A 26,318-nucleotide genomic window follows, 5' to 3' on the forward strand; every position below is an offset into this window, starting at 1 on the left:
GTTCATATGAACGTCAATGTTATCATCGGAGTTATCATGATTCTGTCTTTCCTGGGTATGGTATGGTATTGTGTAAAAGGACTGAACCTTATGGTGGGATTTGCAGTCATGGCAACTTTCTGGACAGCGCTTGCGCTGGTGGGAAATTCCATTTCACCCAATTCCGCTATGGAAGGCAAGTCATTTATTGATGTACTGACCTACGTATATGCGGATGGTCCGGCCGGGTATGCAAAATCGATTCTGGTCAACGTGTTCTTCGGAGCGTTCTTCGGCAGAGTTCTGGTGGATACGGGAATCGCATCAACGCTGATCCGTAAGGTTGTTGAGCTGGGCGGTGACAAGCCGAGAATCACCATGGGATTGTTATGTATTGTTACAGCAATCATTTTTATGTCCATGACAGGAATCGGTCCTGTAATCTCCATTGCGGTTATCGTGCTTCCTATCATGCTGTCTCTCGGCGTACCGGCACCCATTGCCATGTTCAGCTTCATGGGATCCATTATGGCCGGTATCTTTGGCAATATTGTAAACTTCAAACAGTATCAGACGATTTATGCAGGCTTTAACCCGGCTGCAGAAAGCTATACTTACAATGATTATTTCCAGATGGGAGTTATCTGTATGGTAGTTTCCCTGGTGGTGGTGCTGATCGTAGCGAACCTTTCCATGAGCAAAAAAGCGGCTCATGCCTGGGCGGCAAAATCCTTTACCGTAAGTGACAATGCTCCGGCCATTTCCTGGATTTCCGTAATTCTTCCGGTTCTGGGTGTTGTAGTCTTTCAGATCCCCATCATCCTGGGATTCTGTCTGGCAGGTATTTTCGCACTGATCACTACAGGAAAGCTGAAAGGAACCTACTCCGATATCTGCCGGCTTTTTGCCAAGCTGTTTACCGATGGTTCCATTGATGTTGCTCCTATGATCGGCTTTTTGCTTACCCTGTCCATGTTCAACAACGCTGCCGCATATGCCTCACCGTATTTTACTGCTATTCTGGGAGGCTTTGTTCCAAGGAGCGCTCTTATCCTTGCCCTTATTTTTGCAATCCTGACTCCTCTGGGCTTCTTTAGAGGTCCTTTGAACCTTGTTGGATGCGGAACTGCAATTTTGGCAGTAGTCATTGCTGCGCTTCCGGATGCACCGGTTGCATTCTTATACCCCCTGTTTGCCATAACAACCATTGCACCCCAGCATCTGGATATCACCCAGTCCTGGGTAGCCTGGGGCTTTGGCTATACAAAGGTTTCGACGAAAGATTATATGAAGATGTCCATACCCACAGGATGGATCGTCGGCTTTATCTGCTGCATCCTTGCCTTTGTCCTTTATGGCGGTCTGATGTAAGTCACCACCCGCCACTTATGCCTTTCCGGCATTGAAATGGGGACTTACTTGATGAGGTTAAAATATGAAATAAATGCGGAACTGGCAGGGAATGCTGCCAGTTCCCTCTTTAGAAAGGAACGGTCATAAAATGGGAAGATCAGTAAGAATGGGCATTGATGTGGGAGGCACCCATACAAAGGCAGTTGCCATTGATAATGCAACCCATGAAATTATTGGGAAGTCCTCAGTAAAGACAACCCATGATGATCCCAGAGGCGTTGCGGCAGGAGTGGTTAAGTCCTTTCAAAATTGTCTGCACGAAAATCAAATCAGCCCGGAAGACGTAGTATTCGTCGCCCACTCCACAACACAGGCCACCAATGCCCTGATCGAGGGGGATGTGGCTGCGGTGGGAGTTATCGGCATGGCAAAGGGCGGCCTGGAAGGAATCCTTGCTAAAAAGCAGACCAGACTCGGGGATATTGATCTGGGAAATCAGAAGAAGATTAAAATTATCAATGATTTTTTGAATATAAAAAAACTGGATAAGTCCATAGTGGAAAAAACCATCGGCGAGATGCAGAAAGCAGGAGCAGAGGTATTTGTTTCTTCCATGGCTTTTGGCGTAGACGACGGAGGACCGGAGCAGGAGGTTTACGAGGCGGCCAGGGAAAGAGGCGTTCCCACTACCATGGCTTCTGACATTACCAAGCTTTACGGTCTTACCAGACGGACAAGAACCGCTGCCATTAACGCCTCCATCCTTCCAAAGATGCTGGATACGGCCAATTCTACGGAGGACTCCGTAAGAGAGGCCGGGGTTCATGTGCCGCTGATGATTATGAGAGGCGACGGCGGGGTAATGGAAATCTCTGAAATGAAAAAGCGCCCTGTTCTGACCATGCTGTCAGGTCCTGCTGCCTCTGTTATGGGCTCTCTCATGTATCTTCGTGCATCCAACGGCGTTTATTTTGAGGTGGGAGGAACCACCACCAACATCGGCGTCATCAAAAATGGCCGCCCTGCTATTGATTATTCCATTGTTGGCGGTCATCCTACCTATATCTCCTCTCTTGATGTGCGGGTTCTGGGCGTGGCCGGAGGGTCCATGGTGCGGGCGAATAAGCAGGGGGTTCTGGATGTGGGTCCCCGTTCCGCCCATATCGCAGGCCTGGATTATTCCGTGTTTACGGATCCGGTTAAAATCAAAGGGCCAAAGGTGGAGTTCTTCTCTCCCAAACCCGGTGATCCTGCCGATTATGTCCGGATCCGGATGGAGGACGGTTCTGCGGTTACTCTTACTAATTCCTGTGCGGCCAATGTGCTGGGACTGGTAAAGCCGGAGCATTTTTCCTACGGAAATGTAGAGGCAGCCAGAAAGGCCATGACGGCTCTGGCCGATTACTGCGGCACCACAGCGGAAGATATTGGGAAACAGATCATGGAAAAGGCCTATGCAAAAATTGAACCGGTCATATTGGAACTGGCTGAGAAATATAAGCTGGAAAAGGATCAGATTTCCCTGGTGGGCGTAGGCGGAGGAGCTGCTTCCCTGATTGTATATTTCAGCGAAAAGATGGGTGTCAAATATTCCATACCGGAAAATGCAGAGGTCATTTCCTCCATTGGCGTTGCTCTTTCCATGGTTCGGGATGTGGTGGAGCGTATTATACCATCTCCATCCAAGGAAGATATCCGTGCCATTAAGAATGAGGCTTTAAACAAAGCCATTGAATCCGGTGCAACGGCGGAATCGGTAGAAATCCACATTGAGATTGATTCTCAGACCTCCAAGGTAACGGCGATTGCAACCGGATCCACAGAGGTTAAGACTGCGGATCTTTTAAAGGAATGTGAGGAATCGGAAGTCAGGCACCTGGCGGCTCAGGATATGCGGATTGCAGATAAGGAAACAAAGCTTCTGGCAAGCTCGGATTACTTTTATATCTATGGGGAAAATGTGGAGGACGATTCTCCCGGTGCCATACGCATTGTTGATAAAAAGGGCTTTATTAAAGTTCAGAGAGGAAGAGGTATGTGCCGGAAGGTCAAAGCGGCAGATTACCAGGAATCGTTAAAGCAGCTTTGGGATGAGATGGCTGTTTACCAGACGGACCTGGTGATAAGGCCGGACTATTACATTTGTATGGGGGCCCGGGTTACGGATTTTGCGGCCCAGGATTTTGAACAACTGGAATTGCTGATTGATCTGGAGGTGTCATCTCTGGAGCCGGATGAAGAAATTATGATTGTAGGAGCCAACGTAAAACAGAATTAAATGTTTGGAGACGGATATGTCGGAAATGATATTGCGGGAAATGGCAGAAAGCCTTGGGCAGGTGGATGATCTGTCCTGGGGAATGTATGCATTCTCCAGGGACATCCTGGGGGATAAGGTCAGCGAAGAGGAAAAAAAGAGGATGATTGAACATGCGATCTGCTGCGGATATGAAATGGCAGATAAGGTCATGAGCAGTATGGGAACCTGGGATCCCTGGGAACTGGCAGAAAAATTGAACCTAAAGGTGGAGTATGGGGATAAGGGGCAGATAGCAGACCAGGTGTTATTTGCCCTTTTTACACCTCCTGACCGGATACAGATCATGAAGGAACCCATAGAGCTGGCGGCGGAATGTGGGCTGCCGGAAGGTCTGCTGACGATGGATCAAATCGAAAGGCTGATCCTGGGACATGAGATTTTTCATTACCTTGAGGAAGAAGATGAGGGGATCTACACCAGAAGGGAAACGGTGGTTCTGTGGAGATTGTTCGGCTACAAAAGTAAATCAACTGTCAGGGCCCTGTCCGAGATTGCCGGCATGTATTTTTCTAAGAAAATAAATGGATTTCTTTATTCACCATTTGCGCTTGATATACTTTTGTATTATAATTATAATTCAAACGAAGCCCTGAAGATGTACAGGGAAGTACTAAGTTATTAACAGGAGGCATTCATGGGCGGCACAGAAAACAACCAGGAAGATACCATTTATGATGTATTGAGATCCGATATACTGGATTTAAAGCTGCGCCCTGGAATGATATTCAGTATTAAGGACATAAGCGAGTCCTATGAGGTTGGTAGAACTCCGGTCAGGGATGCATTGATCAGCCTTTCCAAGGAGGGGCTTATTACATTTCTGCCCCAGCGTGGGACCATGATATCTAAGATTGATTATGATAAGGTCCGCAATGAGCGGTTTCTGAGGATTTGCGTGGAAGAAAATGTGATGCTGGAATTTATGGCGGTATGCAATTTAAAGGCGATCACCACATTGGAGATGTCTTTGGACAGACAGGAGCAGCTTGAAAAAAAGGAAGATATCCGGGGGTTTCTGGCAGAGGATATGTATTTTCATTCCATCTTCTACGATGGAGCCAACAAGGGATACTGCAATGATATTCTGGCTGCCAACTCCGGCCATTACAGAAGGATCCGGATGCTGGCCATGGCGGATTCCGGAATTGAACCTGGGGTTGTAAAGCAGCACAGAGAAATGGTGGATGCCATTCTTGCAAAGGATTCTGAACGGCTTCATGGGGTTTTAAACCATCATTTAAACCGTCTGGTCAGCAAGGAATGGCCCCTGGTATCCAAATATCCTGACTTGTTTGACCGTGAAAACAAAGAAATAAGGAGAGAGCCGGATGGGCTGGGCATTGATTTTCTGGTGGATACAAAACTGAAATATCATGCATAGCCCGGATCCGGTTTGAAATAACATTTAAAGCACAGTCATCCCCAGCTCTGTGATCTCGCATCCTCCTCTGGTGCGGTTGATTTTAATGAGGCCTTCGTCGGAAAGCTCCTTTAAAATGGAGCGCAGATTTCCCTCGCTTAAATCGTTTCCACGTTGGGCAAGGGCTTCCTTTATGCTGGAGCGGCCCATACGGGGAGAGGCGGCAATCAGGGACAGAATGGAGTTTTTAACGGCACTCTGTCCGGCCAGGGGCTTTTTCAGCCGCTTTCTGATGTAGGAGGGAAGCTGGGAGAGAATCAGGGGATGGGCTGCATAGTTGGTGAAAAAGAAACGGGTTAAGTTTAGGAGCTCCTGGACATTTCCGGGATAATCATAGCTTAATAAGAATTCCATCAGGCTGGGGGAAATGATATCCTTTAAGCGGAGGTTGGAATCGTGAAATAAGTTCTGAAAGAAATGTTCCATTAATACAGGAATGTCGTTCCTGCGTTCCCGCAAGGGGATGGTATCGATGGAAGCCGTGTTCAGCAGGAAGAACAGCTCTTCCCGGAACGTGCCCTTTAAGACATCTTCATAAAGGTCATGGCCGGCGGTTGCTATTATCCGGAAGTTGGAAGAAGGAGGGGACTGAAAGCCTCTGTTTTCCTGACTGCCGTGGGGAAGGACTCCGATGAGGAAATCCTGCATATCCAGGGAAAGGTGCTCTGCCCGGTCTATGAGCAGGGTGCCTTTCTCTGCAGAACTGAGAATTCCGGCCATCTGGGGGCTGGTTGTACCTGGAAGAACTGCAAAGGGCTGCTGCCTCCGGTTGGACGCCCGGTGAATGGCTTCGGCGATCATCTTTTTCTGGGTTCCGCTTTCTCCCTGGATCAGCACAGGGAAGTCATAGAGGGCCAGCCTCCTGGCATATTCCAGCATGTTTTTTACTGAAACCTGATTGGTCAGTATATTTGAAAAACCATTGCTTAACAGCCGGGCCTCTGAGTGGTCCGTCCGTCTGCTATGTAACTCCTTTTCCTGTTCCTGGGTAAGGAGTATTTTTTTGCTTGTAACCAGGTAAAGGGGAGGGTGGTTGGGAAGAGAAAGCTCCAGGATGCTTATGGACAAAGGGTTTCCGCTTTTGCTTTCCAACTGGTAATCTGCGCTTTGGCAGAACGGAAGGTCAGAATAGACGTCAGGAAGCAGGGCGGAAAAGGATTTTCCGCAGGCGTTTGCCTCCGGTGTCTCTAAATCCAGGGAGAACTGCCGGTTCAGCATGGTGATTTCCCCCTCCGAGGACATTAAGCAGATTCCTGCAGGCAGGTTTTGAATGACCGCCTGAAGGAGCTGGTGGGAAAAAATGTAATTGCTGTAATAGCTGCCGGTCAGCTTGGTGATCTGCAGGATGCGGTTGATGTAGCCCTGGGTGATCTGGTTGGAAAGGCTGGCCGGAAGATGGAAGCAGACACACAATTCGTTGATGGTTGAAATGTCTATGATACGGTTCCCGATGTTAATGACATTTTTTATATGAGCCGGCACAAGTTGTGGTTCCCCAACAGTGACAGCGTATTGTATGGTTTCATCAGATTCGCCGCAGCCCGGATAATAGGGGATAAACTGGTACTGAGTGATTCCGGCCTCACGAAACTGCCGGATAAGGGTGGGAATGGATTCGGAGGTATCGTTGACCAGATAAACCCTTTCTCCAGGAGGAAGGCGGATGATCTGATCTAAAAAGGCATGGTTGAACGTGCGGGTGCAGACAAACTGGGCCACACCGGCAGGGATGGTAAGGGGGAACTCATTGCGCACGTGGTCGCTGGAAAACAAGATGCACTGGTAGCCTGTGATCTGGGAGGGCGTATGGACCTGGTACAGATCAATGGTATCAAAAGAGATATATTTGCCTAATATGGAATGAAGATAGGATTGAAATTCTAAGCGTATGGCAGCGCTTATACATACGATTAAAGCGTGATATCTAGGTGATTTTTCCATGATGCTCCGGCCTCCTGTTGAAGTTATTGGGCATATTATATCAGTAAAGTTAATTTTAAACAACCTAAATGATTTATAATCTTAATTTCTAAAGAATCAGCCATGAGGAAGCCTGATATTTATTTGACAACTCATAAATGAAACATATAAAATGATGGAAAAGCAAGGAAGCTTAAGGAACAGCAGCTTATCTTGCTCTTTTTGTATATGTCAAAAAATAAGGAGGAAATGCGATGAAGAAAAGAAGATGGAAGCTGTTGACGGCTGCGGCCCTGGTAGTATCGATGACGGTACTTACAGCCTGCGGCTCTTCGTCAGGTACCCAGCAGAGTGCAGGAAAAGAAAGCTCGTCGGAAACCGCAGAAACCACTGCAGCGGCTGGGGCAGAGGGGGGATCTGTGTCACAGGATGCAGATATTACGGCGGCGGTGAGAGTTGACGTTACGACCATGGATCCCATGGACACCAGCGATACCCTTTCCGGCGGCATCCAGCGTATGATGATGGATGGGCTTTTTGGGTTTGACGATGATATGAAGATTTATCCCATGCTTGCCACCGGTTATGAAGCCAACGACAATGCCACAGAATTTACCATCACTTTGAGAGAAGGCATTTCTTTCACCGACGGCACTCCCTGGAATGCGGAAGCGGCCATGGCAAACTTTACCAAGTGGGGAGACAAAACTCTCGGTTTAAAACGTACCACCCTTCTCAGCAGTATTCTCGACCATGTGGATAAGGTTGACGATTATACCATTAAAGTAACTTTGGCAGAGCCTTTTGGAGCATTTATCAGTACGCTTGCCCATCCGGCCTGCGTGATGATGAGTCCGAAGCAGATTGAGGCAGGTCCGAATGTATGCGCACAGGCTCCGGTAGGGACAGGACAGTATAAGTTCGTTGAATGGGTTCCCGGCGATCATGTGAAGATAGAATTGAATAAGGACTGGTGGGGCTATGACGCAGATATCTGCGGCGGAACCGCTTTGGCTGACAATGACGCCGGATTTAAGTCCATAACCTTTAAGCCGGTTGGAGAGGATGCCACCCGTGTGGCAATGATCCAGTCCGGAGATGCACAGATTATCTGGCCTGCGCCTACGGAAAGTGTGGAGGTATTAAAGGCAGATCCCAATGTGACCGTAACCGACGGACAGAGCATTACCGTATGGTATTTTATGATGAACAACCAGAAGGCTCCTTTTAACGATGTAAAGGTACGCCAGGCGGTGAGCTATGCCATTAATAAGGAGGCTTATGTCCAGGTAGTCATGAACGGACTGGGCATACCGGCCACTTCCATTGAAGGAGCTGCGGTGCAGTATTATAAAAGCAATGATCCCCTTCCCTACGATCCTGGGAAAGCAAAAGAGCTGCTGGCAGAGGCAGGCTATCCCGATGGTTTCACCACTACCCTTATGTATGCCAATACCTCAGCCAATCAGAAAAAGGCAGAGTTTTACAAGCAGCAGCTTGCCGAGGCCGGCATTAATCTGGAACTGAACGGTATGGAAAATGCAATTTTGAATGAAAGAGTACAGGGAGCAACCGGTTCTGGCTCTGAGGTTGAAGTGGAATGTTTCCTCAGCGGCTGGTCCACTTCCACCGGCGATTCGGATTGGGGTATCAGACCTCTTCTGGCAAAGGAATCCCAGCCGCCTATGAGCTACAACATCTGCTATTATGAAAACGATGAATTGGAAAAATGCTTAAAGGATGCGCTCCAGAGTGCGGATGACACCATTCGTAAGGAAGCATATGCAAAAGCGCAGGATATTATATGGAACGATGTACCCTTGGTCTGTGTGGCAAATGATATCAATACCTGGATCACAGGCAGCAAGGTAACCGGCGTTAAGCTTTATCCGGACGGAGCCATTAATATGAAAAATGCGAAAATGTCCAAATAACCTGGCAAGGAAATATTCATGCGGCGGGGGTGTCCTGTTACCAGGGCGCCTTTTCCGTATGAACCATAGACCATAGGAGATGATAGAGAATGCTCAGATATACACTCCGGCGTGTGCTGGGAACGATCCCCACGTTGATTATTGTAATAACCTTTGTTTTTTTCTTTGTAAGACTGATTCCCGGTGATCCGGCACGCCTTGTGGCGGGAGAACAGGCGACCCAGAAGGATGTGGAAGCTGTCAGGGTCCAGTTGGGGCTGGATAAGCCGGTGGCAGTTCAGTATATTCATTATATTGAAGGGCTTTTAAAGGGGGATCTGGGCAATTCTCTGCGGACCAAGCGTCCTGTTTCAAGCGAAATAGCCGCCAGATATGGGAATACCCTTGCCCTTACCGTCCTAAGCCTTGTCTGGAGCACCATTGCCGGTGTGATCTTTGGCGTATGGTCCGGCAAAAACCGGGGGAAATGGCAGGATTATACGGGCATGACCGTAGCAGTTTCCGGAATTTCATTGCCATCATTCTGGGTGGGATTCCTCCTGATCATGGTATTTGCCGTAAAGCTTCGGTGGTTTCCCACTACAGGAGCCGGAGGTTTTAAGAACCTGGTGCTTCCCTCCATCACCCTGGGAATCAGCATTGCGGCGGTGATCGCACGGTTTACCAGGTCTTCCATCATAGAGGTTTTGAAAGAGGATTATATCAGGACAGCCAGGGCAAAAGGACTTAAGGAAAAGGCTGTGACCTGGAGGCACGCATTCCGCAATTCCATGATATCCGTGGTTACGGTGGTGGGGCTCCAATTCGGTTATCTTCTGGGCGGTTCTGTGGTTACGGAGGCGGTGTTCGCTTATCCGGGTCTTGGCTCCCTTTTGATCGAATCCGTCAATTACCGGGATTATCCGGCCATTCAGTCGCTGATCCTGATTTTTTCTCTGCAGTTTATCGTCATTAACCTGGTTGTAGACATCCTCTATGCGGTCCTCAACCCGGAAATCAAGCTGGGTTAAAGGAGGTTATCTAATATGGCTGAAAAAAATGAAATAAATGAAAAATCAGATATCAAAACTCCTGTATCCGAAATGGTGCGAAAGTTTAAGAAACAGAAGAATGCGGTGGCTGCGCTGATCTTTGTGCTGTTTTTGGTGTTCCTGGCTCTGCTGGGGCCGGTGCTTGCGCCTTATGGCATCAATGAATATGATTATTCTTCGATTCTTAAGGGACCCAGTGGGGCTCACCTTTTCGGCACCGACGAATTCGGGCGGGATTTATTTTCCAGGATCCTTAACGGGACCAGAATATCTCTTACCATAGGCCTGCTTGCAGTTACGGCAGGGGCGGTATGCGGCACAATTCTGGGACTCTTGGGCGGCTATTACGGAGGCCTGATTGATTCCGTGATCATGAGAATCTGCGACACTCTTTTTGCGTTTCCGGGAATCATTCTGGCTATTGCCATTGTAGCGATTCTGGGCAGCGGACTCTACAATGTGGTTATTGCCGTGGCTGTTTTTTCCACTCCCACCTTTGCAAGACTTGTAAGAGGAAGGACTCTGGCTCTTAAGAATACGGTGTTTGTCCATGCGGCCAGGAATTTAGGAGCATCGGATGCCAGGATTTTACTAAAACATATCCTTCCTGGGGCAGTACCGGACATTATTGTTCAGTACACCATGTCCGTCGGTTCTTCTATTTTAACGGCTTCCAGCTTAAGCTTTCTGGGAATGGGAGCACAGCCGCCAACGCCGGAATGGGGACTTTTGCTGTCCAACGGCCGGACCTACATGATGACCAGTGTCCATACAACCTTGTTTCCCGGCCTTGCCATCTTTCTTACGGTTTTGAGCTTTAACATTCTCGGTGACGGTCTGCGTGATGCCCTGGACCCCAAGCTTACGGATTAATGAGGAGGCGGTAACCATATGGAAGAAAAGAGAAACATACTTGAAATTAAGAACCTTCATACTTATTTTTATACGGACAGCGGAATCATAAAATCTGTGGATGGCGTAGATATTGAGCTGAAGGAAGGCGCCACCTTAGGGATCGTAGGTGAATCAGGAAGCGGTAAAAGCGTTACTGCTCTGTCTGTCATGAGTCTTTTAATGGGAACCAGAGGCAGGGTGGTGGAAGGAGAGATCATTCTTAACGGCAGGGATGTTGTGCGGATCAGAGAAGAAGAAAGAAGGAAATTAAGAGGAGGCAAGATTTCCATGATCTTCCAGGAGCCAATGACCAGCTTAAATCCGGTTATGAAAATCGGAAGGCAGATAACGGAATGCGTGCTTCAGCATGAAAATGTTTCCAGGGAGGAGGCCTATAAAAAGGCAGAGGATATGCTCCGTACGACCGGTGTTCCCAGAGTGGAGCGGATGATGAAGGAATATCCGTTCCAGCTTTCCGGGGGACAGCGCCAGCGGGTCATGATTGCTATGGCTCTCGTCTGCAAGCCTCAGGTGCTGATTGCCGACGAACCCACCACGGCTCTTGATGTAACCATACAGGCCCAGATCCTGGATCTGATGAACAACTTAAAAAAGGAAACCGGAACATCCATTCTGTTCATCACCCATGATTTAGGGGTGGTGGCGGAAACCTGCGATGAAGTGGCGGTCATGTACTGCGGACGGGTGGTGGAAAAGGGGGATGTAAGATCTATTTTTGCAGCACCCGCTCATCCCTATACCAGAGGTCTTCTGGCTTCCATACCAAAGCTCGGGGTTCCGGTTGACGAACTGGAATCCATCCCCGGCAATGTTCCCAATCCCAAGTTCATGCCAGAGGGCTGCAAGTTTGCGCCACGGTGTTCCCAGGCCTTTGACCGGTGCAGGAAAGAGGAGCCGGGATTTTATCAGATGGGCGGCGGCCATGTGAGCCGTTGCTGGCTTTGTGAAAGGAAGGGCGGTGAGGAGAGATGACAGAAAACCTCTTAAATGTTAAGGATATGAAGATTTATTATCCCGTTTCCAGCCGCAAATTCGGAAAAACCGAGTATGTAAAGGCAGTGGATGGCGTTTCCTTTGAGGTAAAAACGGGCGAGGTATTCGGCATCGTGGGAGAATCCGGCTGCGGAAAGTCCACTTTGGGGAGAGGAATCTGCATGCTGGAAGAACCGACCTCCGGGGAGATCATTCTTGACGGAGAAACTATTTCCGGCTATAACAGCAGGCAGATGCGTCCGGTGCGTAAAAAGGTCCAGATGGTATTTCAGGATCCCTATGCCTCACTGAATCCCAGGATGTCGGTGTTTGATATCATTGCGGAGCCTCTGGTCATTCACGGGCTGACGTCGTCAAAGGAAGAGCGGAGGGATAAGGTCCTGGGCCTTTTGCGGAAGGTAGGGCTGGATGATTATCATGCCAACCGGTATCCCCACGAGTTTTCCGGAGGGCAGCGGCAGAGGATCGGAATCGCCAGGGCACTGGCGGTAGAGCCCAGGCTTATAATCGCTGATGAGCCGGTATCGGCCCTGGATGTATCGATTCAGGCTCAGGTGCTAAACTTATTAAATCAGTTGAAAAAAGAATTTTCCCTTACCTATATTTTTGTGGCTCATGACTTAAATGTGGTGGAACACATCAGTGATCGGGTAGGGGTTATGTACCTTGGGAATTTCGTGGAGGCAGGGGCCAAAGAGAAGCTTTATAAAAATCCCCTCCATCCCTATACACAGGCGCTTTTATCGGCAGTACCGGTTCCTGATCCGGAAGTGAAACGGGAACGGGTCATTCTGGAAGGAAGCATTCCCTCCGCATTAAATCCGCCCGCCGGCTGCAAATTTCATACACGTTGTCCAAAGTGCATGGATATCTGCAGCATGAAAGCGCCGGAGCGGTATCAGGCGGATGAGGATCATTACGTTTACTGCCATTTATATGACGGTAAAACCGTTGAAAAAAGATAACAGAATTAAGAGGAGAAAGCAATTATGGATATGGAAATGTTTGGCAGATTATCGAATGCCTTTGGACCAAGCGGCTTTGAAGAAGATGTGGTGCAGACGGCAGCAGGGTATTTAGGCAGGTATCAGGTCGAAAACGACGCGATGAACAATTTGTATGCACGCATGCCTGGTGGGGAGCCAGGAAAGCCAGTGATCCAACTGGATGCCCATTTGGATGAATGCGGCTTTATGGTACAATGCATACACAGCAACGGCTGTCTGGGGATCCTGATGCTGGGAGGGTTTCATCTTACCAATGTCCCGGCCCATTCTGTGCTGGTGAAGACCAGGGACGGAAGGCTTGTAAAGGGCATCATTACCTCAAAGCCCGTACATTTCATGAACGACGGGGAACGCAGTTCCCAGAACCTTGATATAGAGAGCATTTATGTGGACATAGGAGCCTGCAGCCGGAAAGAGGCGGAAGAGGATTTCGGTATATCCGTGGGTGATCCCATGGTTCCTGATGTGTCCTTTTCCTACGATGGGGACCATGGGGTCTGCTTTGGTAAAGCTTTTGATAACCGGGCCGGCTGTGCTTGCATTATAGAAACCATGAACAAGCTTTACGCGGACAGAAAGGATCTTTTAGTGAATGTCGTAGGAGCTTTTGCTTCCCAGGAGGAAGTGGGAATGAGGGGAGCCACTGTCACAAGCCAGATTGTAAAACCGGATCTGGCCATTGTTTTCGAGGGCTCCCCCTCAGATGATTTCTTTTTTGATGCAGCCCTCACTCAGGGGAAAATGAAGGGAGGCGTGCAGATCCGCCGTATGGATAAGAGCTATATTTCCAATCCCGCCTTTGTGGAGTATGCCATAGAAATAGCCCAAAAGCTGGGAATCAAATATCAGGAGGCGGTCCGCAGGGGAGGAAGCACCAACGCAGGAAAACTCAGCCTGACGGGAAAGGCAGTTCCGGTACTTGTACTTGGCGTTCCTTCCAGATACATTCACACCCATTATAATTTCTGTGCAAAAGAGGATTTAGAAGCGGCCTCTCAGTTGGCGGCCGAAGTGATCCGGAGACTGGATCTCTCTGCCATCCGCCATATCTGCCGCCAGGATTTGCTGTAAGAGTTACTGTAAAAATGATAAAAGAGGTGATGATGTGAAAAAACCTGTGATCGGTATTATGGGTAATACATTTATGACAGAAGTGGGGATGTTTAACAGCATGGAACGGGTTTATGCCAACACTGCCTACGTGGAAGCGGTACTCAGAAACGGAGGCATTCCGGTTGTTATACCGGCATCTGGGATTCTGACCGGGCCGGGAGAGGCAATGGCATTTTGCGACGGCCTGCTGTTTCCCGGCGGCGAGGATCTTCACCCATGGTATTATGAGGAGGAGCCCCTGCCGGTTCTGGGGGAAATCAGGCCGGAGATCGACGAAGCGCTTTTTCAGGCGGGGCAGTATGCCATCACCCGGAGAATCCCCATGCTGGGAATATGCAAGGGGCATCAGTTCTTAAATGTTCTCATGGGAGGAAGCCTTTATCAGGACATTTCCCTGCGGGAGAAAGAGAGCCTGCAGCATATGCAGAAACGGAAAAGAAGCTATCTGACCCATCGGGTGGAGGTTTTAGAAGAAACAAGGCTTGCCTCTGCACTGGGGGCAGGAACGCTGGAAACCAATTCCATGCACCATCAGGCAGTGAAAAAGCTGGGACGCGGACTTAAGGCGTCCGCTTATGCGTCCGACGGAGTGATAGAGGCTTTGGAGGACGAGGAGGGGCTTATTATGGGGATTCAATGGCACCCGGAGAATTTAATTGATTCTGCTCCTGGGATGAACCGGCTGTTTTCTTTTTTTAACCAGCATTGTGTCAGGATGAAGAGTCAATAAGGACTGTAAGAACAAGATTTGAGGAAGTGTAAGAGAGATGAGGTAAGGCGTTCAAACATCATAAGGGCAGTTTTCCCTTTCAGATAGCCATAAAACTGGATGTGCTGATCGTATGTTCTAAATTCATTAGCTTTCTTTGCCATTGAAATCACCTTTTCGCTTCTAATAGTGGCTTAAACCCTTCTATTAAAAGCAGAAAGGTGATTTTTTGTATAACATCCTGTCTCGCACCCGCATAGCGGGTATTTTTTATTTTACATGGGTTCATTCCTCTTAAAAAGAGATAAACCCATGTTCAGCAGACCAAAGCTCATGACAAAATCAAAGACATTGGAATCAGATACCTGTGATTTTCATACCGAAAATGGCAATGACAATCTGCCTGTTAGCGTTTTTTACTAAAAAGAATCCTATAAAAATGTAACTAATGCACAAATCGAATAATATTTACGTGAAAAAGGACATGAGTCCTTTTGGTAATGAAAAATAATTGTTACAATGTGGATATTTCAAGAGCATAAGAGATATAAGTCCTTTTACCATGGACAGGGCTTGAAATGAGAGAGGTGGAATGCATGAATAAAATCTTAGACATTGTAACATCAAAGAGACTGACTTATGAACAGAAGGTCGTGGCTCTGGCCCATGCAGCAGAAAATAGTCTGGAGGTTCTCACCATACCGGAAAAGACACGCCGTTATATGGACATGGGGGCGATCTGCGATCTGGATGAGGGGCACGCACCATATCGTCCGAGGTACATAATGCCGGACTATGAAAAAGCGGTGAAAAACGGAAGTGAATTTTTGCAGTTGGAGGCGCCGGGGGACTTAGACGAAGTGCTGCAATTTTTGATGATTCTGTACCGTCATGTCCCATCCATCACCAGTTATCCCGTTTATCTCGGCAACATTGATAAGCTGATCGAGCCGTTTCTTGATGGGGTGACGGATGAGGAAGCGGAAAAGAAGCTTAAGCTGTTCCTTATTTATCTGGACAGGACCATAACCGATAGCTTCTGCCATGCCAATTTAGGGCCGGAAGAGACAAGGGCGGGAAGGTTGATTTTAAAGCTTGAAAAAGAGCTTCAGAATGCCGTTCCCAATTTCACATTGAAATATGACAGGGATATTACGCCGGATTCTTACGCAGAGCTTGCCCTTTACACCTCTTTGTACTGTGCCAACCCGGCTGTCTGCAACCATAAGATGCACAAGGATACTTATGGCGACTACGGAATATCAAGCTGCTATAATGTTCTTCCTGTAGGCGGAGGTTCCTACACGCTGGTAAGGATTGTGCTTCCAAAGCTGGCAGAAAAAGCGGAGAGCAAGGAACAGTTTTTATCGGAACTGTTGCCTGACTGCCTTGACTCCATGGGAAGCTATATGAATGAAAGAATTCGTTTCCTCGTAGAAGAATCCAATTTCTTTGAGACTTCTTTCCTCTCCAGGGAAGGTTTTATTTCCAGGGATAAGTTCCTTGCCATGTTCGGAGTTGTAGGGCTGGCGGAATGCACAAATGTGCTGATGAAATATCCGGAAAAGACATATGGCCACAATGAAGAAGCAGATGACCTGGCAGAGCAGATTATGGAAGTAATTGGGAATTATGCGGGAGCGGCCCAGGCACTTTATTCCCAGGTTTTTGATAATCATTTTGCACTTCATGCCCAGGTGGGGATCGATTCAGATCACGGGATTACCTCAGGAGTACGGATTCCCGTAGGGATGGAGCCGGAGCGCATGTACGACCATCTTCGCCACAGCGCCAGATTTCACAAGTTTTTCCCCACGGGCTGTGCGGATATCTTCTCCTTTGACCCCACAGGAAGAAATAATCCTGCTGCAATGCTGGATATCGTAAAGGGAGCGTTTTCTCTGGGAGACAAATATATAAGCTTTTACGCATCAGACAGCGATCTGGTCCGTATCACGGGATACTTGGTCAAACGGAGCGAGATGGAAAAATATTATGAGGGCGAAGCAGTGCTCCAGAATACAGTACATCTGGGCGGGGATAATTACCGCAATGCACATTTGGAGAACCGGAAGGTCAGGGCGCTGAAGTGAGAGCGCCCATTAACAAGATGATTCCCTTAAGCGTAGTGGATGGGCCGGGCTGCCGGACTTCAGTGTTTGTCCAGGGCTGTAATATTGCCTGCGCTTACTGCCATAACCCGGAGACACAACGGCTGTGCAACGGCTGCGGTGTTTGTGTGGACCAGTGTCCTTCAGGTGCATTGTCCCTTTCAGGCACAAATGTGATATGGAACGAGGAAGCTTGTGTCCAGTGCGACAATTGTATCCGGGTCTGTCCCAATGCTTCGTCGCCAAAGGTACGGTGGATGGAGGCTTTGGAGGTCTGGGAGCAGATTGAAAAAAACATGCCGTTTATCCAGGGAATTACGGTGTCCGGCGGCGAGTGCAGCCTGTACCCGGAGTTTCTCACAGAATTGTTTACCCTTGCAGGGAAGGCAGGGCTTTCCTGTTATCTGGACAGCAACGGATGTGTGGATTTTTCCAAATATCCATTGCTCATGGCGGTGACGGACAAAGTGATGCTGGATGTAAAAGCGTGGGATTTTGCGGTGTTTCACCGTCTGACGGGCGGAGACAACAGGAGCGTTAAGAAAAACCTCAAGTATCTTGCCCAGGCGGGAAAGCTATACGAGGTGAGACTTGTGTGTCTGGAAGGGGAAACTTCTTCCTGCTCCGGTCCGGCAGAAGGCGGGGAAGTGGATATGGAGAAGGTCATCACGGGAGTATCAGACCATGTCAGACCTTATCTGGAGGAATTTAAGCTGAAGCTGATAGCATTCCGCAATTTTGGAGTAAGGGGAAACATGGAAAAAAGAAAAAGCCCTCCTCCGGAACAAATGGAGAAGCTGAAAGAGCTGGCGGTTACATGTGGATTTAAAGATATACAAATTGTATAAAATAAAAAACGGAGGAATTGGATTTATGATGGCGAAAAAAGGTATTGTGTTCGGTTTGACGGCGGCAATGGTATTATCACTTACAGCGTGCGGAGGCGGAAAAACAGAAGGCGCAAAGACTCAGGAGGAGACTACTGCCGGAGGAAAGAGCAGTTTTTCCGTGGCAATGATTACGGACACAGGCGGAATCAATGACCAGTCCTTTAACCAGTCTGCGTGGGAAGGTCTTACCGAATTAAAGAAAAAGACCGGTGCAGATGTTAATTACATTGAGTCAAAGCAGGCATCAGATTTCGTGACGAACCTGGAAAGACTGGGAGACAGCGGTGCCAATTTGTTATGGGGAGTAGGCTACGCCTGTGCGGATGCAGTGCTTGAAGCGGCCGGGAGCAATCCGGATATTCAGTATGCCATTATTGACAATGCCTATGAGGATACGCCATCCAATGTAACAGGCGTTATGTTCCGGGCCCAGGAGCCATCCTTTTTAGTCGGCTATGTGGCGGGACGGACAACACAGACCGGAAAAGTGGGCTTTGTAGGCGGCATTTCCTCAGGTTTGATTGACCAGTTCCAGTATGGCTTTGAGGCCGGCGTGAAATATGCAGCCAAAGAGCTTGGAAAGGATATTGATATTTCCGTACAGTACGCGGAGAGCTTTAGCGACGCGGCAAAGGGAAAAGCCATTGCCACAAGAATGTATTCCGATGGCTGCGATGTTATTTACCACGCTGCAGGCGGCACAGGAACCGGTGTCATCGAGGCTGCCAAGGAAGGGGACAAGTGGGTGATCGGTGTAGACCGGGATCAGGCATATCTGGCACCGGAAAACGTGCTGACATCGGCTCTTAAATTAGTTGGTAAGGCAGTACAGGAAGTGTCTGAGCAGGCAATAAACGGCCAGGAAATCGGCGGTCAGACTCTTACTTTCGGCTTAAAGGAAGAATGTGTAGGGATTCCTGAGGAGCATGGCAACATGCCGGAAGGAGTTTATGAGGACACCTTAAAGGTAGAGGACAAAATAAGAAGCCAAGAGCTGACACCTCCCACCACAAAAGAAGAATACGAGGCATTTATCGCTGAATAGGATAGAGAAATAAATTTGCACCGCAGGGGCGACAAGGACCTGCGGTGTAAAAACGAAAGGAGAACGTATTGATATGGCCACGGGAAACAGCGATTATGCGGTCCAGATGCACGGAATCACAAAAAGGTTCGGGGCATTTTACGCTTTGAAGGATATGAGTCTGGATGTTAAGAAGGGCAGCATTCATTCTCTTTTGGGTGAAAATGGTGCGGGGAAATCGACGCTGATGAATGTACTATATGGATTGTATCAGGCCGATGAGGGCGAGATCTATATCAATGGAAAAAAAGTGGAGATAAAGAATCCTAATGTGGCAATAGCAAACGGCATTGGCATGGTTCATCAGCATTTTATGCTGGTGGAGGATTTCACGGTCACCCAGAATATTATTTTGGGAAATGAGACCACCTCCCGCGCGGGTATTGTGGATATGAAAAAGGCCAGGAAACAGATTCTGGATATCGTGGAAAAGTATGGGCTGGAGGTGGACCCGGATGCCAGGATCTGCGATATTTCTGTGGGAATGCAGCAGAGAGTGGAGATATTAAAGGCATTGTACCGGGGAGCGGAATTATTGATTCTTGATGAGCCTACTGCTGTTTTGACTCCTCAGGAAATAGAAGATCTTCTGTCCATCATGCACAATCTTGTAAAGGATGGAAAAGCCATCATTATTATTACTCATAAGTTAAAGGAAATCAAGGCATCTTCCCATACCTGTACGGTTATCCGCCGGGGAGAATATATTGATACGGTGCCGGTAGAGAAGGTTTCCGGACAGGAACTGGCTACGCTCATGGTTGGCCATGAAGTGAAGCTGGTGGTAGATAAAACGCCGGCAAAACCGGGAGAAACGGTATTGGAAATCAAAGACCTTGTTGTGAAAAATGAGAAGAAGCTCGAAGCAGTAAAGGGGCTTAATTTAACGGTCCGCAAGGGTGAAATTATGGGGATCGCCGGAATTGACGGCAACGGACAAAAGGAACTGGTTGAAGCGATCAACAGCCTGGTACCGGCAGAAAAGGGAAGCATTATTGTCCGCGGAAAAAACATTACCAATACAGATCCCAGAACGGTCATAGACAGCGGCGTCAGCATCATCCCCGAAGACCGGCAGAAGAGAGGGCTTGTACTGGATTTCACTGTAAATGAAAATGCCATATTGGAGCGGTGCCGCAAGGAGCCATTTTCCAGAAAAGGAATCCTGGACAGAAGGAAAATGGAGGAGTTTACGAAAACTATCATTCAGGAGTATGATGTTCGTCCGGAGGGCTGCGGTTCCAGACGGGTGGGGGAACTTTCAGGAGGGAATCAGCAGAAGGTTATCATCGGGCGGGAAGTCTCCATGAATCCGGACATACTGATTGCCGTACAGCCGACGAGAGGCCTTGATGTGGGAGCAATCGAAACGGTTCATAAGACTTTAATATGCGAAAGAGATAAAGGAAAAGCGGTTCTTCTCATCTCGTTTGAGCTGGATGAGGTCATGAATGTTTCCGATACCATCGCAGTGATTTATGACGGGAAAATTCAGGACACGTTTCCCCAGGGAACTGTAGATGAAAATACAATCGGTCTGTTAATGGCAGGAGGAAAGAATCATGGATAAAACGGTAAAGATTTTGAAAAAGCCATTAACAATGACTTTGATCGCTGTTTTTTTTGGATTCATCGTAGCGGGAATCATACTCGCGGCGGCGGGATATCCGCCGGTTCATTCACTAGCCGTTTTATTTGACGGAGTCTTTTCCAGTCCGAAACACATTTCCAATGTAATCATTAAAAGTACGCCTCTGATTCTTACGGGGATTGGAGTAGCATTTGCGTTTAAGACCGGACTTTTTAACATCGGAGCCGAAGGTCAGTTTATCATGGGCTGCGTGGCATCTACCGTGGTTGGTATTCTTTTCGACTTTCCGCCGGTGATTCAGATTCCCCTGGTCCTCCTTGCAGGTGTAGCGGCCGGAGCGGCATATGGCGGGATCGCCGGTTTCTTAAAGGCGAAATTCGGCATTCATGAGGTTCTTACCAGCATTATGCTGAACTGGATTGCCCTTTATTTTTCCAATTATATATGCACTCTGAACCGGTTTCATAAACCGGATACCATCGGAACATACCCCATCAACCGTTCCGGGTATACCATGATTTTGGGAAATTATAAGGCCACGGAAGCAGGAAAAGCGGCCCTTGCACAAAACGATTTTCTGCGAAATACCATTCTGAAAACAGATGTAAACGTGGGGATTATTATTGCAGTCATTCTGGCAGTGTGTATCTGGTTTCTTCTCTATAAAACGGCAAAGGGATTTGAACTCAGGGCAGTGGGCTTTAACAAAAGTGCCGCAGAATTTTCAGGTATTTATGTAAATAAAAACATCCTGCACTCCATGCTTATTTCCGGGGCAATCTGCGGGTTGTCGGCATCGCTTTACATTACAGGAAACTCTCCTCACGGTATTGCCACATTGGCAGCCTTTGAAAACACGGGCTTTAACGGACTGTCGGTCTGCCTGATCGCAGCCAGTTCTCCCATCGGCTGTATTTTTGCAGGACTGCTGTTTGGCGGTTTGATTTATGGAGGCCAGTCCTTGCAGTACGAAGTGGGGGCTCCCTCAGAAATCATCAACATCGTTATCGGTGTTATTGTATTTTTTGTGGCACTGACCCGTATTATTCCGCCTCTGGTGGACCGTTTTTCGAAGGGAGGAAAGAAACATGCTTAACAGTCTGATGCTGTTTGTGGGCATTACGCTTATGTATTCCACTCCTCTGGTTTTTGCTGCACTGGGAGGAGTAGTGTCGGAGCGGTCCGGCGTTACCAATATCGGAATTGAAGGGATGATGACCATTGGAGCGGTTACAGGGGCTACAGTGGGCTATTATTCAGGAAATGCCTGGGCAGGATTTTTTGCTGCCGGTCTGGCAGGGGGCATCATTGCATCTCTTCACGCCTTTGCATCCATTACATGTAAGGCTGACCAGACCATTTCCGGAATTGCCATTAATTTAATCGGTCCCGGCGCAGCTTTGTTTGCCTGCCGTCTCCTGTTTGACGGTGCCACCATGTCACTGCCTGTGCCCCATAAGATTCCAAAGCTGTTTGGAAACTTAAATGCAGGGGTGTTTAAGAATTTAAATGTGGATGTAACGGTTGTCATTGCCCTTGTGTTAGCGGTTTTTCTCTGGTTCCTGCTTTATAAAACTAAATGGGGGCTTCATATCCGGGCAGTTGGAGAGCATCCGGCAGCAGCAGATACCATGGGGCTTAATGTATATAAAATCAGGTATGTATGCGTTCTGGCTTCCGGTATTTTAGCCGGCCTGGGCGGGGCGTCCATGACTCTTGCCATTATTCCCCAGTTTACGCCCACAGCCATCAGCGGACAGGGATTCATCGCTTTGGCGGCTGTGATTTTCGGAAAATGGACTCCTCACGGGGCATATGGCGCCTGCCTGTTATTCGGAGCGGCCCAGGCCCTTACCGTTACCCTGGGAGGGGGAAGATTTGCCGTTCCTTCCTCTATTCTGGCCATGCTTCCCTATCTCATTACCATCGTGATCCTGATTCTGTTTGTGGGAAAATCCTCCGCGCCCAAAGCCAGTGGACAGCCATACGAAAAGGATGTAAGATAAGAATGATTCCCAAGGGATCAGGAACGGGAAAATGAAGAAAAACAAGAAGAAAGAAGCGGAAGGAGGAAGATTGTGAACGATGCTATGTCTTTAATCAATGAACTTCGCAGTGAGTCGCGGGAATATTTAAATAATTATCTGGCCAATGCACCTAAATGGCTCCTGGAGGCATTTAAAATTGTAAAGCTGAAAAAAGGCACCACCTTTATTCATGAAAATGAATCCGTGGATACTATTTACATTCTGGTGGAGGGCATCGTAAAGGCGACAGATTACCGGGTTCAGGAGATTACCTACGATTATACCAGATTTTATCCGGTAGAGGTGTTCGGGGCCATGGAATTCCTCATGGGCTTTGACCGGTACCGGACCACTCTGGTGACAGAGACGGACTGCCGGTTCCTCTGTGTGTCAAAGGACCAATTCAGCCGCTGGATGCTTTCGGACATCCATGCGGTTCTGGAACAGGTGAAGGCTATGGGGATCTATCTTCTGGAACAGGTGAGGAAAGAGCGTTTGTTTTTATTTTTACAGGGAAGCGACAGGCTGTTTCTGCTCTTTTTGCATATTTACCGGAAATCATCCCGCCGCGGCATCTGCCGCATACAACTGACAAGAAAGGATTTGTCTAACAGCACAGGGCTTTGTGTGAAGACAGTGAACCGGTGCATCGGCCAGATGGAGGAGAACGGGTATATCTCCCGGGAAGGAAGGACCATCGTTATCAGTGAGGAACAATACCAGCGGATCAAGGCTGTGGTAGCAGAAAAAATTGATGAGAATGAAATTTAACAGAGGGTGGATTTGACATGACAAATTATTCTGAAACAGAAGGAAAACAGTATCACCTCCAGGTGGGGAAAGGAGACGTAGGCAGATACGTCATCCTGCCGGGAGATCCCAAGCGCTGCGCCCTGATTGCAAAATATTTTGACAATCCCAGGCTGATTGCGGACAACAGGGAGTTTGTGACCTACACCGGTACCTTAGACGGTGAGTTGGTCAGTGTGACCTCCACGGGAATCGGCGGGCCGTCGGCAGCAATTGCCATGGAAGAACTGGCCATGTCCGGTGCAGACACCTTTGTCCGTGTCGGTACCTGCGGAGGAATGGATACGGAGGTAAAAAGCGGAGATTTGGTTATTGCAAACGGGGCCATCCGCATGGAGGGAACCAGCCGTGAGTACGCTCCCATTGAGTTTCCGGCGGTCCCTGATTTTCAGGTGACAAGTGCTCTGGCGGCGGCAGCAAAAGCCCTGGAAAAACCTTATCATGTGGGCGTTGTCCAGTGTAAGGATTCTTTTTATGGGCAGCACTCTCCGGATACAAAACCAGTATCCTATGAGCTTTTAAACAAGTGGAAGGCCTGGATGGAGCTGGGCTGCAAGGCGTCAGAGATGGAGTCGGCGGCTCTCTTTGTTGTGGCCAGTGCCCTTAAGGTGAGGGCGGGTTCTGTATTCCTGGTAATAGCCAATCAGGAACGGGCCAGCCGGGGCCTGGAAAATCCCATCGTCCATGATACGGATGGGGCCATCCGGACGGCGGTAGAGGCGATACGCCTGATGATCCGTCAGGATAAATCATAAAAGAGGAGGCGATCAAATGGAGATGACACCAACCGCCCACAATGGGGCGAATAAAGGAGAAATAGCAAAAACAGTTTTGATGCCGGGAGATCCGTTACGGGCAAAGTATATTGCGGAAACGTATTTGGAAAATCCGGTTCAGGTAACGTCGGTCCGGAACATGCTTGGATTTACAGGAACCTATAAGGGAAAGGAAATTTCCGTTATGGGAGGCGGAATGGGAATGCCGTCCATGGGTATTTATTCCTATGAGCTGTACCATTTTTATGATGTGGACCAGATTATCCGCATCGGTTCCGCCGGTTCTTTACAGGATCACGTGAAGCTTATGGATGTGGTGATTGCAATGGGAGCCTGCACGGATTCCAATTACGCTTATCAGTATGGCCTTCCGGGTACATTTGCTCCTATTGCCGATTATGGACTTTTGGTAAAAGCAGCGGAAGCGGCCGGGAAGCTGGGAACGAAAGTGGTCGTGGGCAATGTCCTTTCCAGTGATATTTTCTATAATCAAGCGGCCGGGGTCAATGACAAGTGGCGCAGCATGGGGGTTCTGGGTGTGGAAATGGAAACGGCGGCCTTATACATGAATGCGGCAGCAGCGGGAAAGAAAGCTCTCTGTATGCTGACAATTTCTGATTTGATTTATGGTGAGGAAAAACTGAGTGCAATGGAGCGGCAACTGGGATTTGGAAAAATGATGGAAATTGCCCTGGAATTGTAGATTACAGAAAATCGTGGGTAAGGATTTACAGGAGAAGGGGGAAGAAAGGAAGCTGGAAATGAATGAAAAAACAGAGGAACATGGAGAGACCGGCGTGGATGCGGTGGAAACAGAGCTTCCTGTAAAGGAAATGATCCATCAGGCGTTTGAGGCAATGGCCAGAGCCTATACTCCATATTCCGGATTTAAAGTAGGGGCGGCGCTGTTGTCTGCCGACGGTACTTTATATCAGGGATGCAATATTGAAAATGCAGCCTATACTCCCAGTAATTGCGCGGAACGTACGGCATTTTTTAAGGCGGTCAGCCAGGGTGTGAGAGAATTTAAGGCTATTTGTATCGTTGGAGGAAGAGAGGGGATTCCCACTGGAATTACAGCTCCCTGCGGAGTCTGCCGCCAGGTGATGATGGAATTTTGTGACCCGGAGACATTCCAGATTATATTGGCGGCGGGAAAAGAAGAGTATAAGGTATTTTCTTTGAAAGAGCTGCTGCCCATGGGGTTTGGACCGGGGGATCTTTGTAAATAGACGGTTTGCTCATAAAGCCGTAAAAGTGCTTTCCGCTATGGCGCGCCCCATGTCTGTTTGCCACAGGCTGGCAAAGCAAGAGCCGCTGCATCTCAAAGCTGAGGTGCAGCGGCGTTATTATGTTTGGGAAGTAAGCTCCTATTAAGTACATTTAAGAGTCAATTTAGTACGAATTCAGTCTTTTCCGTCCATGTGTATATTAGACTCATTTTGAAATTTTTTTACCAAGGAATTCCAGCAATGTTTAGTGACAATTTATTGGCATATAAAGAGATGGGAAAGGTAAAAAAATCAAACAATAAACCGTGGAGGATAAACATGAAAAAATTAATTACGCTATTATTGGTACTTACAACGGCAGTCACCATTGCGGCCTGCGGAAACAAAGAAGCATCTTCTGTATCCGAGCAATCTTCTCAGACGGAGGAAACCTCTGAAGCGCCCGTTGAAAGTGAGGTTAAAAGCGAAGCTGAAAGCCAGGTTGAAAGCGAAGTTGAAGCCGCGGCAGTCGTATTCCCAGACTTGGATGGATTCACCAGGGAAGTACAGTCCACCATGGGAACCGATGTAACTTTGTATCAGGCCGAAGATAATTCTGCCATTATCGTGATGGGTCTGCCAGGGGATGAGGAAACCTATGAGTTGTTTGTCACCAGGGACGCAGAAGCGGAAGCGCTGCTCAATGAGGCAGCCTGCAGCCAGTTGGAACAGCAATTTCCCGATTTAAAAGCACAGGGAAAATTTGAAACCGTGGAAGGCAAGGATGCCTATGTCGTCACTGCGAACATCCCCAAAGAACAGGCAGGAGCAGCAGGTGCGGACATTGACGTGTATTATTACATGATTGCTACCAAAGATTCTGTTTACATTGTGATTGGCACATCATTGGGCACGGATGTTATTGAAGGAATAGAAAACATTATCTCCTTAATTCCCTAACGTGACACTGTGTATTTCGTTTATAGCAGACCGCTATACCTATCTGGCCGTTCAATGGGCGAGTAGTATTTTGCCGGTGCACGCCAAAAGAAGATATTAATAAAATAGTATAATGATTACGTTTTAATTGAAAAAATCATTGAGGTTTGACTCCTCAATGATTT

At 48.1% G+C, this 26,318-nt stretch carries 23 protein-coding genes; 22 read left to right on the forward strand and 1 reads right to left on the reverse strand.

All coding sequences use genetic code 11. The features are described 5' to 3' along the window. Window positions 1-6: 6 nt before the first annotated feature. The 4 genes from ACYVD3_RS04605 (at window position 7) to ACYVD3_RS04620 (ending at window position 5,033) form a co-directional block, all read left to right on the forward strand. Window positions 7-1,350, forward strand: coding sequence for a citrate transporter (locus ACYVD3_RS04605; RefSeq protein ID WP_460641328.1), 1,344 nt, complete (start codon window positions 7-9; stop codon window positions 1,348-1,350). A 130-nt stretch (window positions 1,351-1,480) separates the two neighbouring features. Next, window positions 1,481-3,610, forward strand: coding sequence for a hydantoinase/oxoprolinase family protein (locus tag ACYVD3_RS04610; protein ID WP_460641329.1), 2,130 nt, complete (start codon window positions 1,481-1,483; stop codon window positions 3,608-3,610). A gap of 16 nt (window positions 3,611-3,626) precedes the next feature. Then, window positions 3,627-4,274, forward strand: coding sequence for a hypothetical protein (locus tag ACYVD3_RS04615; protein ID WP_460641330.1), 648 nt, complete (start codon window positions 3,627-3,629; stop codon window positions 4,272-4,274). 12 nt (window positions 4,275-4,286) lie between these two features. Beyond that, on the forward strand, window positions 4,287-5,033 hold the full coding sequence (locus tag ACYVD3_RS04620; RefSeq protein ID WP_460641331.1) for a GntR family transcriptional regulator: 747 nt from the start codon (window positions 4,287-4,289) through the stop codon (window positions 5,031-5,033). A 24-nt stretch (window positions 5,034-5,057) separates the two neighbouring features. Here the strand turns inward: ACYVD3_RS04620 and ACYVD3_RS04625 are convergent, their stop codons facing one another. Beyond that, window positions 5,058-7,013: a sigma 54-interacting transcriptional regulator gene (locus ACYVD3_RS04625; protein WP_460641332.1), complete on the reverse strand. Its 1,956-nt coding sequence runs from the start codon at window positions 7,011-7,013 to the stop codon at window positions 5,058-5,060. 233 nt (window positions 7,014-7,246) lie between these two features. Here ACYVD3_RS04625 and ACYVD3_RS04630 point away from each other — a divergent pair, with 233 nt between their 5' ends. The 18 genes from ACYVD3_RS04630 (at window position 7,247) to ACYVD3_RS04715 (ending at window position 26,154) form a co-directional block, all read left to right on the forward strand. After that, window positions 7,247-8,926, forward strand: a complete 1,680-nt coding sequence (locus ACYVD3_RS04630; protein ID WP_460641333.1) for an ABC transporter substrate-binding protein — start codon at window positions 7,247-7,249, stop codon at window positions 8,924-8,926. An 89-nt stretch (window positions 8,927-9,015) separates the two neighbouring features. After that, the gene (locus ACYVD3_RS04635; RefSeq protein WP_460641334.1) at window positions 9,016-9,936 is read left to right on the forward strand and encodes an ABC transporter permease; all 921 of its coding nucleotides are present in this window, start codon (window positions 9,016-9,018) and stop codon (window positions 9,934-9,936) included. A 15-nt stretch (window positions 9,937-9,951) separates the two neighbouring features. After that, window positions 9,952-10,830, forward strand: coding sequence for an ABC transporter permease subunit (locus ACYVD3_RS04640; RefSeq protein ID WP_460641335.1), 879 nt, complete (start codon window positions 9,952-9,954; stop codon window positions 10,828-10,830). An 18-nt stretch (window positions 10,831-10,848) separates the two neighbouring features. Further along, on the forward strand, window positions 10,849-11,844 hold the full coding sequence (locus ACYVD3_RS04645) for an ABC transporter ATP-binding protein (protein ID WP_460641336.1): 996 nt from the start codon (window positions 10,849-10,851) through the stop codon (window positions 11,842-11,844). Then, window positions 11,841-12,830: an ABC transporter ATP-binding protein gene (locus ACYVD3_RS04650; protein WP_460641337.1), complete on the forward strand. Its 990-nt coding sequence runs from the start codon at window positions 11,841-11,843 to the stop codon at window positions 12,828-12,830. The genes ACYVD3_RS04645 and ACYVD3_RS04650 overlap by 4 nt, the downstream gene beginning before the upstream one ends. A 24-nt stretch (window positions 12,831-12,854) precedes the next feature. After that, the gene (locus tag ACYVD3_RS04655) at window positions 12,855-13,943 is read left to right on the forward strand and encodes a M42 family metallopeptidase (RefSeq protein WP_460641338.1); all 1,089 of its coding nucleotides are present in this window, start codon (window positions 12,855-12,857) and stop codon (window positions 13,941-13,943) included. Window positions 13,944-13,977: 34 nt separating this feature from the next. Next, entirely contained in the window at window positions 13,978-14,715 is a 738-nt protein-coding gene (locus ACYVD3_RS04660) for a gamma-glutamyl-gamma-aminobutyrate hydrolase family protein (RefSeq protein WP_460641339.1), read from the forward strand. Between the two features lie 575 nt (window positions 14,716-15,290). After that, window positions 15,291-16,787: a YjjI family glycine radical enzyme gene (locus tag ACYVD3_RS04665; RefSeq protein WP_460641340.1), complete on the forward strand. Its 1,497-nt coding sequence runs from the start codon at window positions 15,291-15,293 to the stop codon at window positions 16,785-16,787. Further along, window positions 16,784-17,653 (forward strand): YjjW family glycine radical enzyme activase, encoded by an 870-nt coding sequence (locus ACYVD3_RS04670; protein ID WP_460641341.1) that lies wholly within the window; start codon window positions 16,784-16,786, stop codon window positions 17,651-17,653. Before ACYVD3_RS04665 ends, ACYVD3_RS04670 begins: the two co-directional genes overlap by 4 nt. A gap of 25 nt (window positions 17,654-17,678) precedes the next feature. Then, the gene (locus ACYVD3_RS04675) at window positions 17,679-18,740 is read left to right on the forward strand and encodes a BMP family ABC transporter substrate-binding protein (protein WP_460641342.1); all 1,062 of its coding nucleotides are present in this window, start codon (window positions 17,679-17,681) and stop codon (window positions 18,738-18,740) included. 73 nt (window positions 18,741-18,813) lie between these two features. Then, window positions 18,814-20,349: an ABC transporter ATP-binding protein gene (locus ACYVD3_RS04680; RefSeq protein WP_460641343.1), complete on the forward strand. Its 1,536-nt coding sequence runs from the start codon at window positions 18,814-18,816 to the stop codon at window positions 20,347-20,349. After that, a complete protein-coding gene (locus ACYVD3_RS04685) occupies window positions 20,342-21,466 on the forward strand; it encodes an ABC transporter permease (RefSeq protein WP_460641344.1) in 1,125 nt (374 codons plus the stop codon). Before ACYVD3_RS04680 ends, ACYVD3_RS04685 begins: the two co-directional genes overlap by 8 nt. Beyond that, window positions 21,459-22,376 carry an ABC transporter permease gene (locus ACYVD3_RS04690; protein WP_460641345.1) on the forward strand — a complete coding sequence of 306 codons (918 nt, stop codon included), beginning with the start codon at window positions 21,459-21,461 and terminating at the stop codon, window positions 22,374-22,376. Before ACYVD3_RS04685 ends, ACYVD3_RS04690 begins: the two co-directional genes overlap by 8 nt. 72 nt (window positions 22,377-22,448) lie before the next feature. Next, a complete protein-coding gene (locus ACYVD3_RS04695) occupies window positions 22,449-23,168 on the forward strand; it encodes a Crp/Fnr family transcriptional regulator (RefSeq protein WP_460641346.1) in 720 nt (239 codons plus the stop codon). Between the two features lie 17 nt (window positions 23,169-23,185). Further along, window positions 23,186-23,962: a uridine phosphorylase gene (udp, locus tag ACYVD3_RS04700; protein WP_460641347.1), complete on the forward strand. Its 777-nt coding sequence runs from the start codon at window positions 23,186-23,188 to the stop codon at window positions 23,960-23,962. 16 nt (window positions 23,963-23,978) lie between these two features. Next, window positions 23,979-24,686, forward strand: a complete 708-nt coding sequence (gene deoD, locus ACYVD3_RS04705) for a purine-nucleoside phosphorylase (RefSeq protein WP_460641348.1) — start codon at window positions 23,979-23,981, stop codon at window positions 24,684-24,686. Window positions 24,687-24,744: 58 nt separating this feature from the next. Further along, window positions 24,745-25,215, forward strand: coding sequence for a cytidine deaminase (locus tag ACYVD3_RS04710; protein WP_460641349.1), 471 nt, complete (start codon window positions 24,745-24,747; stop codon window positions 25,213-25,215). Between the two features lie 318 nt (window positions 25,216-25,533). Beyond that, window positions 25,534-26,154, forward strand: a complete 621-nt coding sequence (locus ACYVD3_RS04715; protein WP_460641350.1) for a hypothetical protein — start codon at window positions 25,534-25,536, stop codon at window positions 26,152-26,154. Window positions 26,155-26,318 lie beyond the last annotated feature (164 nt).

Source organism: Lacrimispora brassicae, assembly GCF_054772055.1.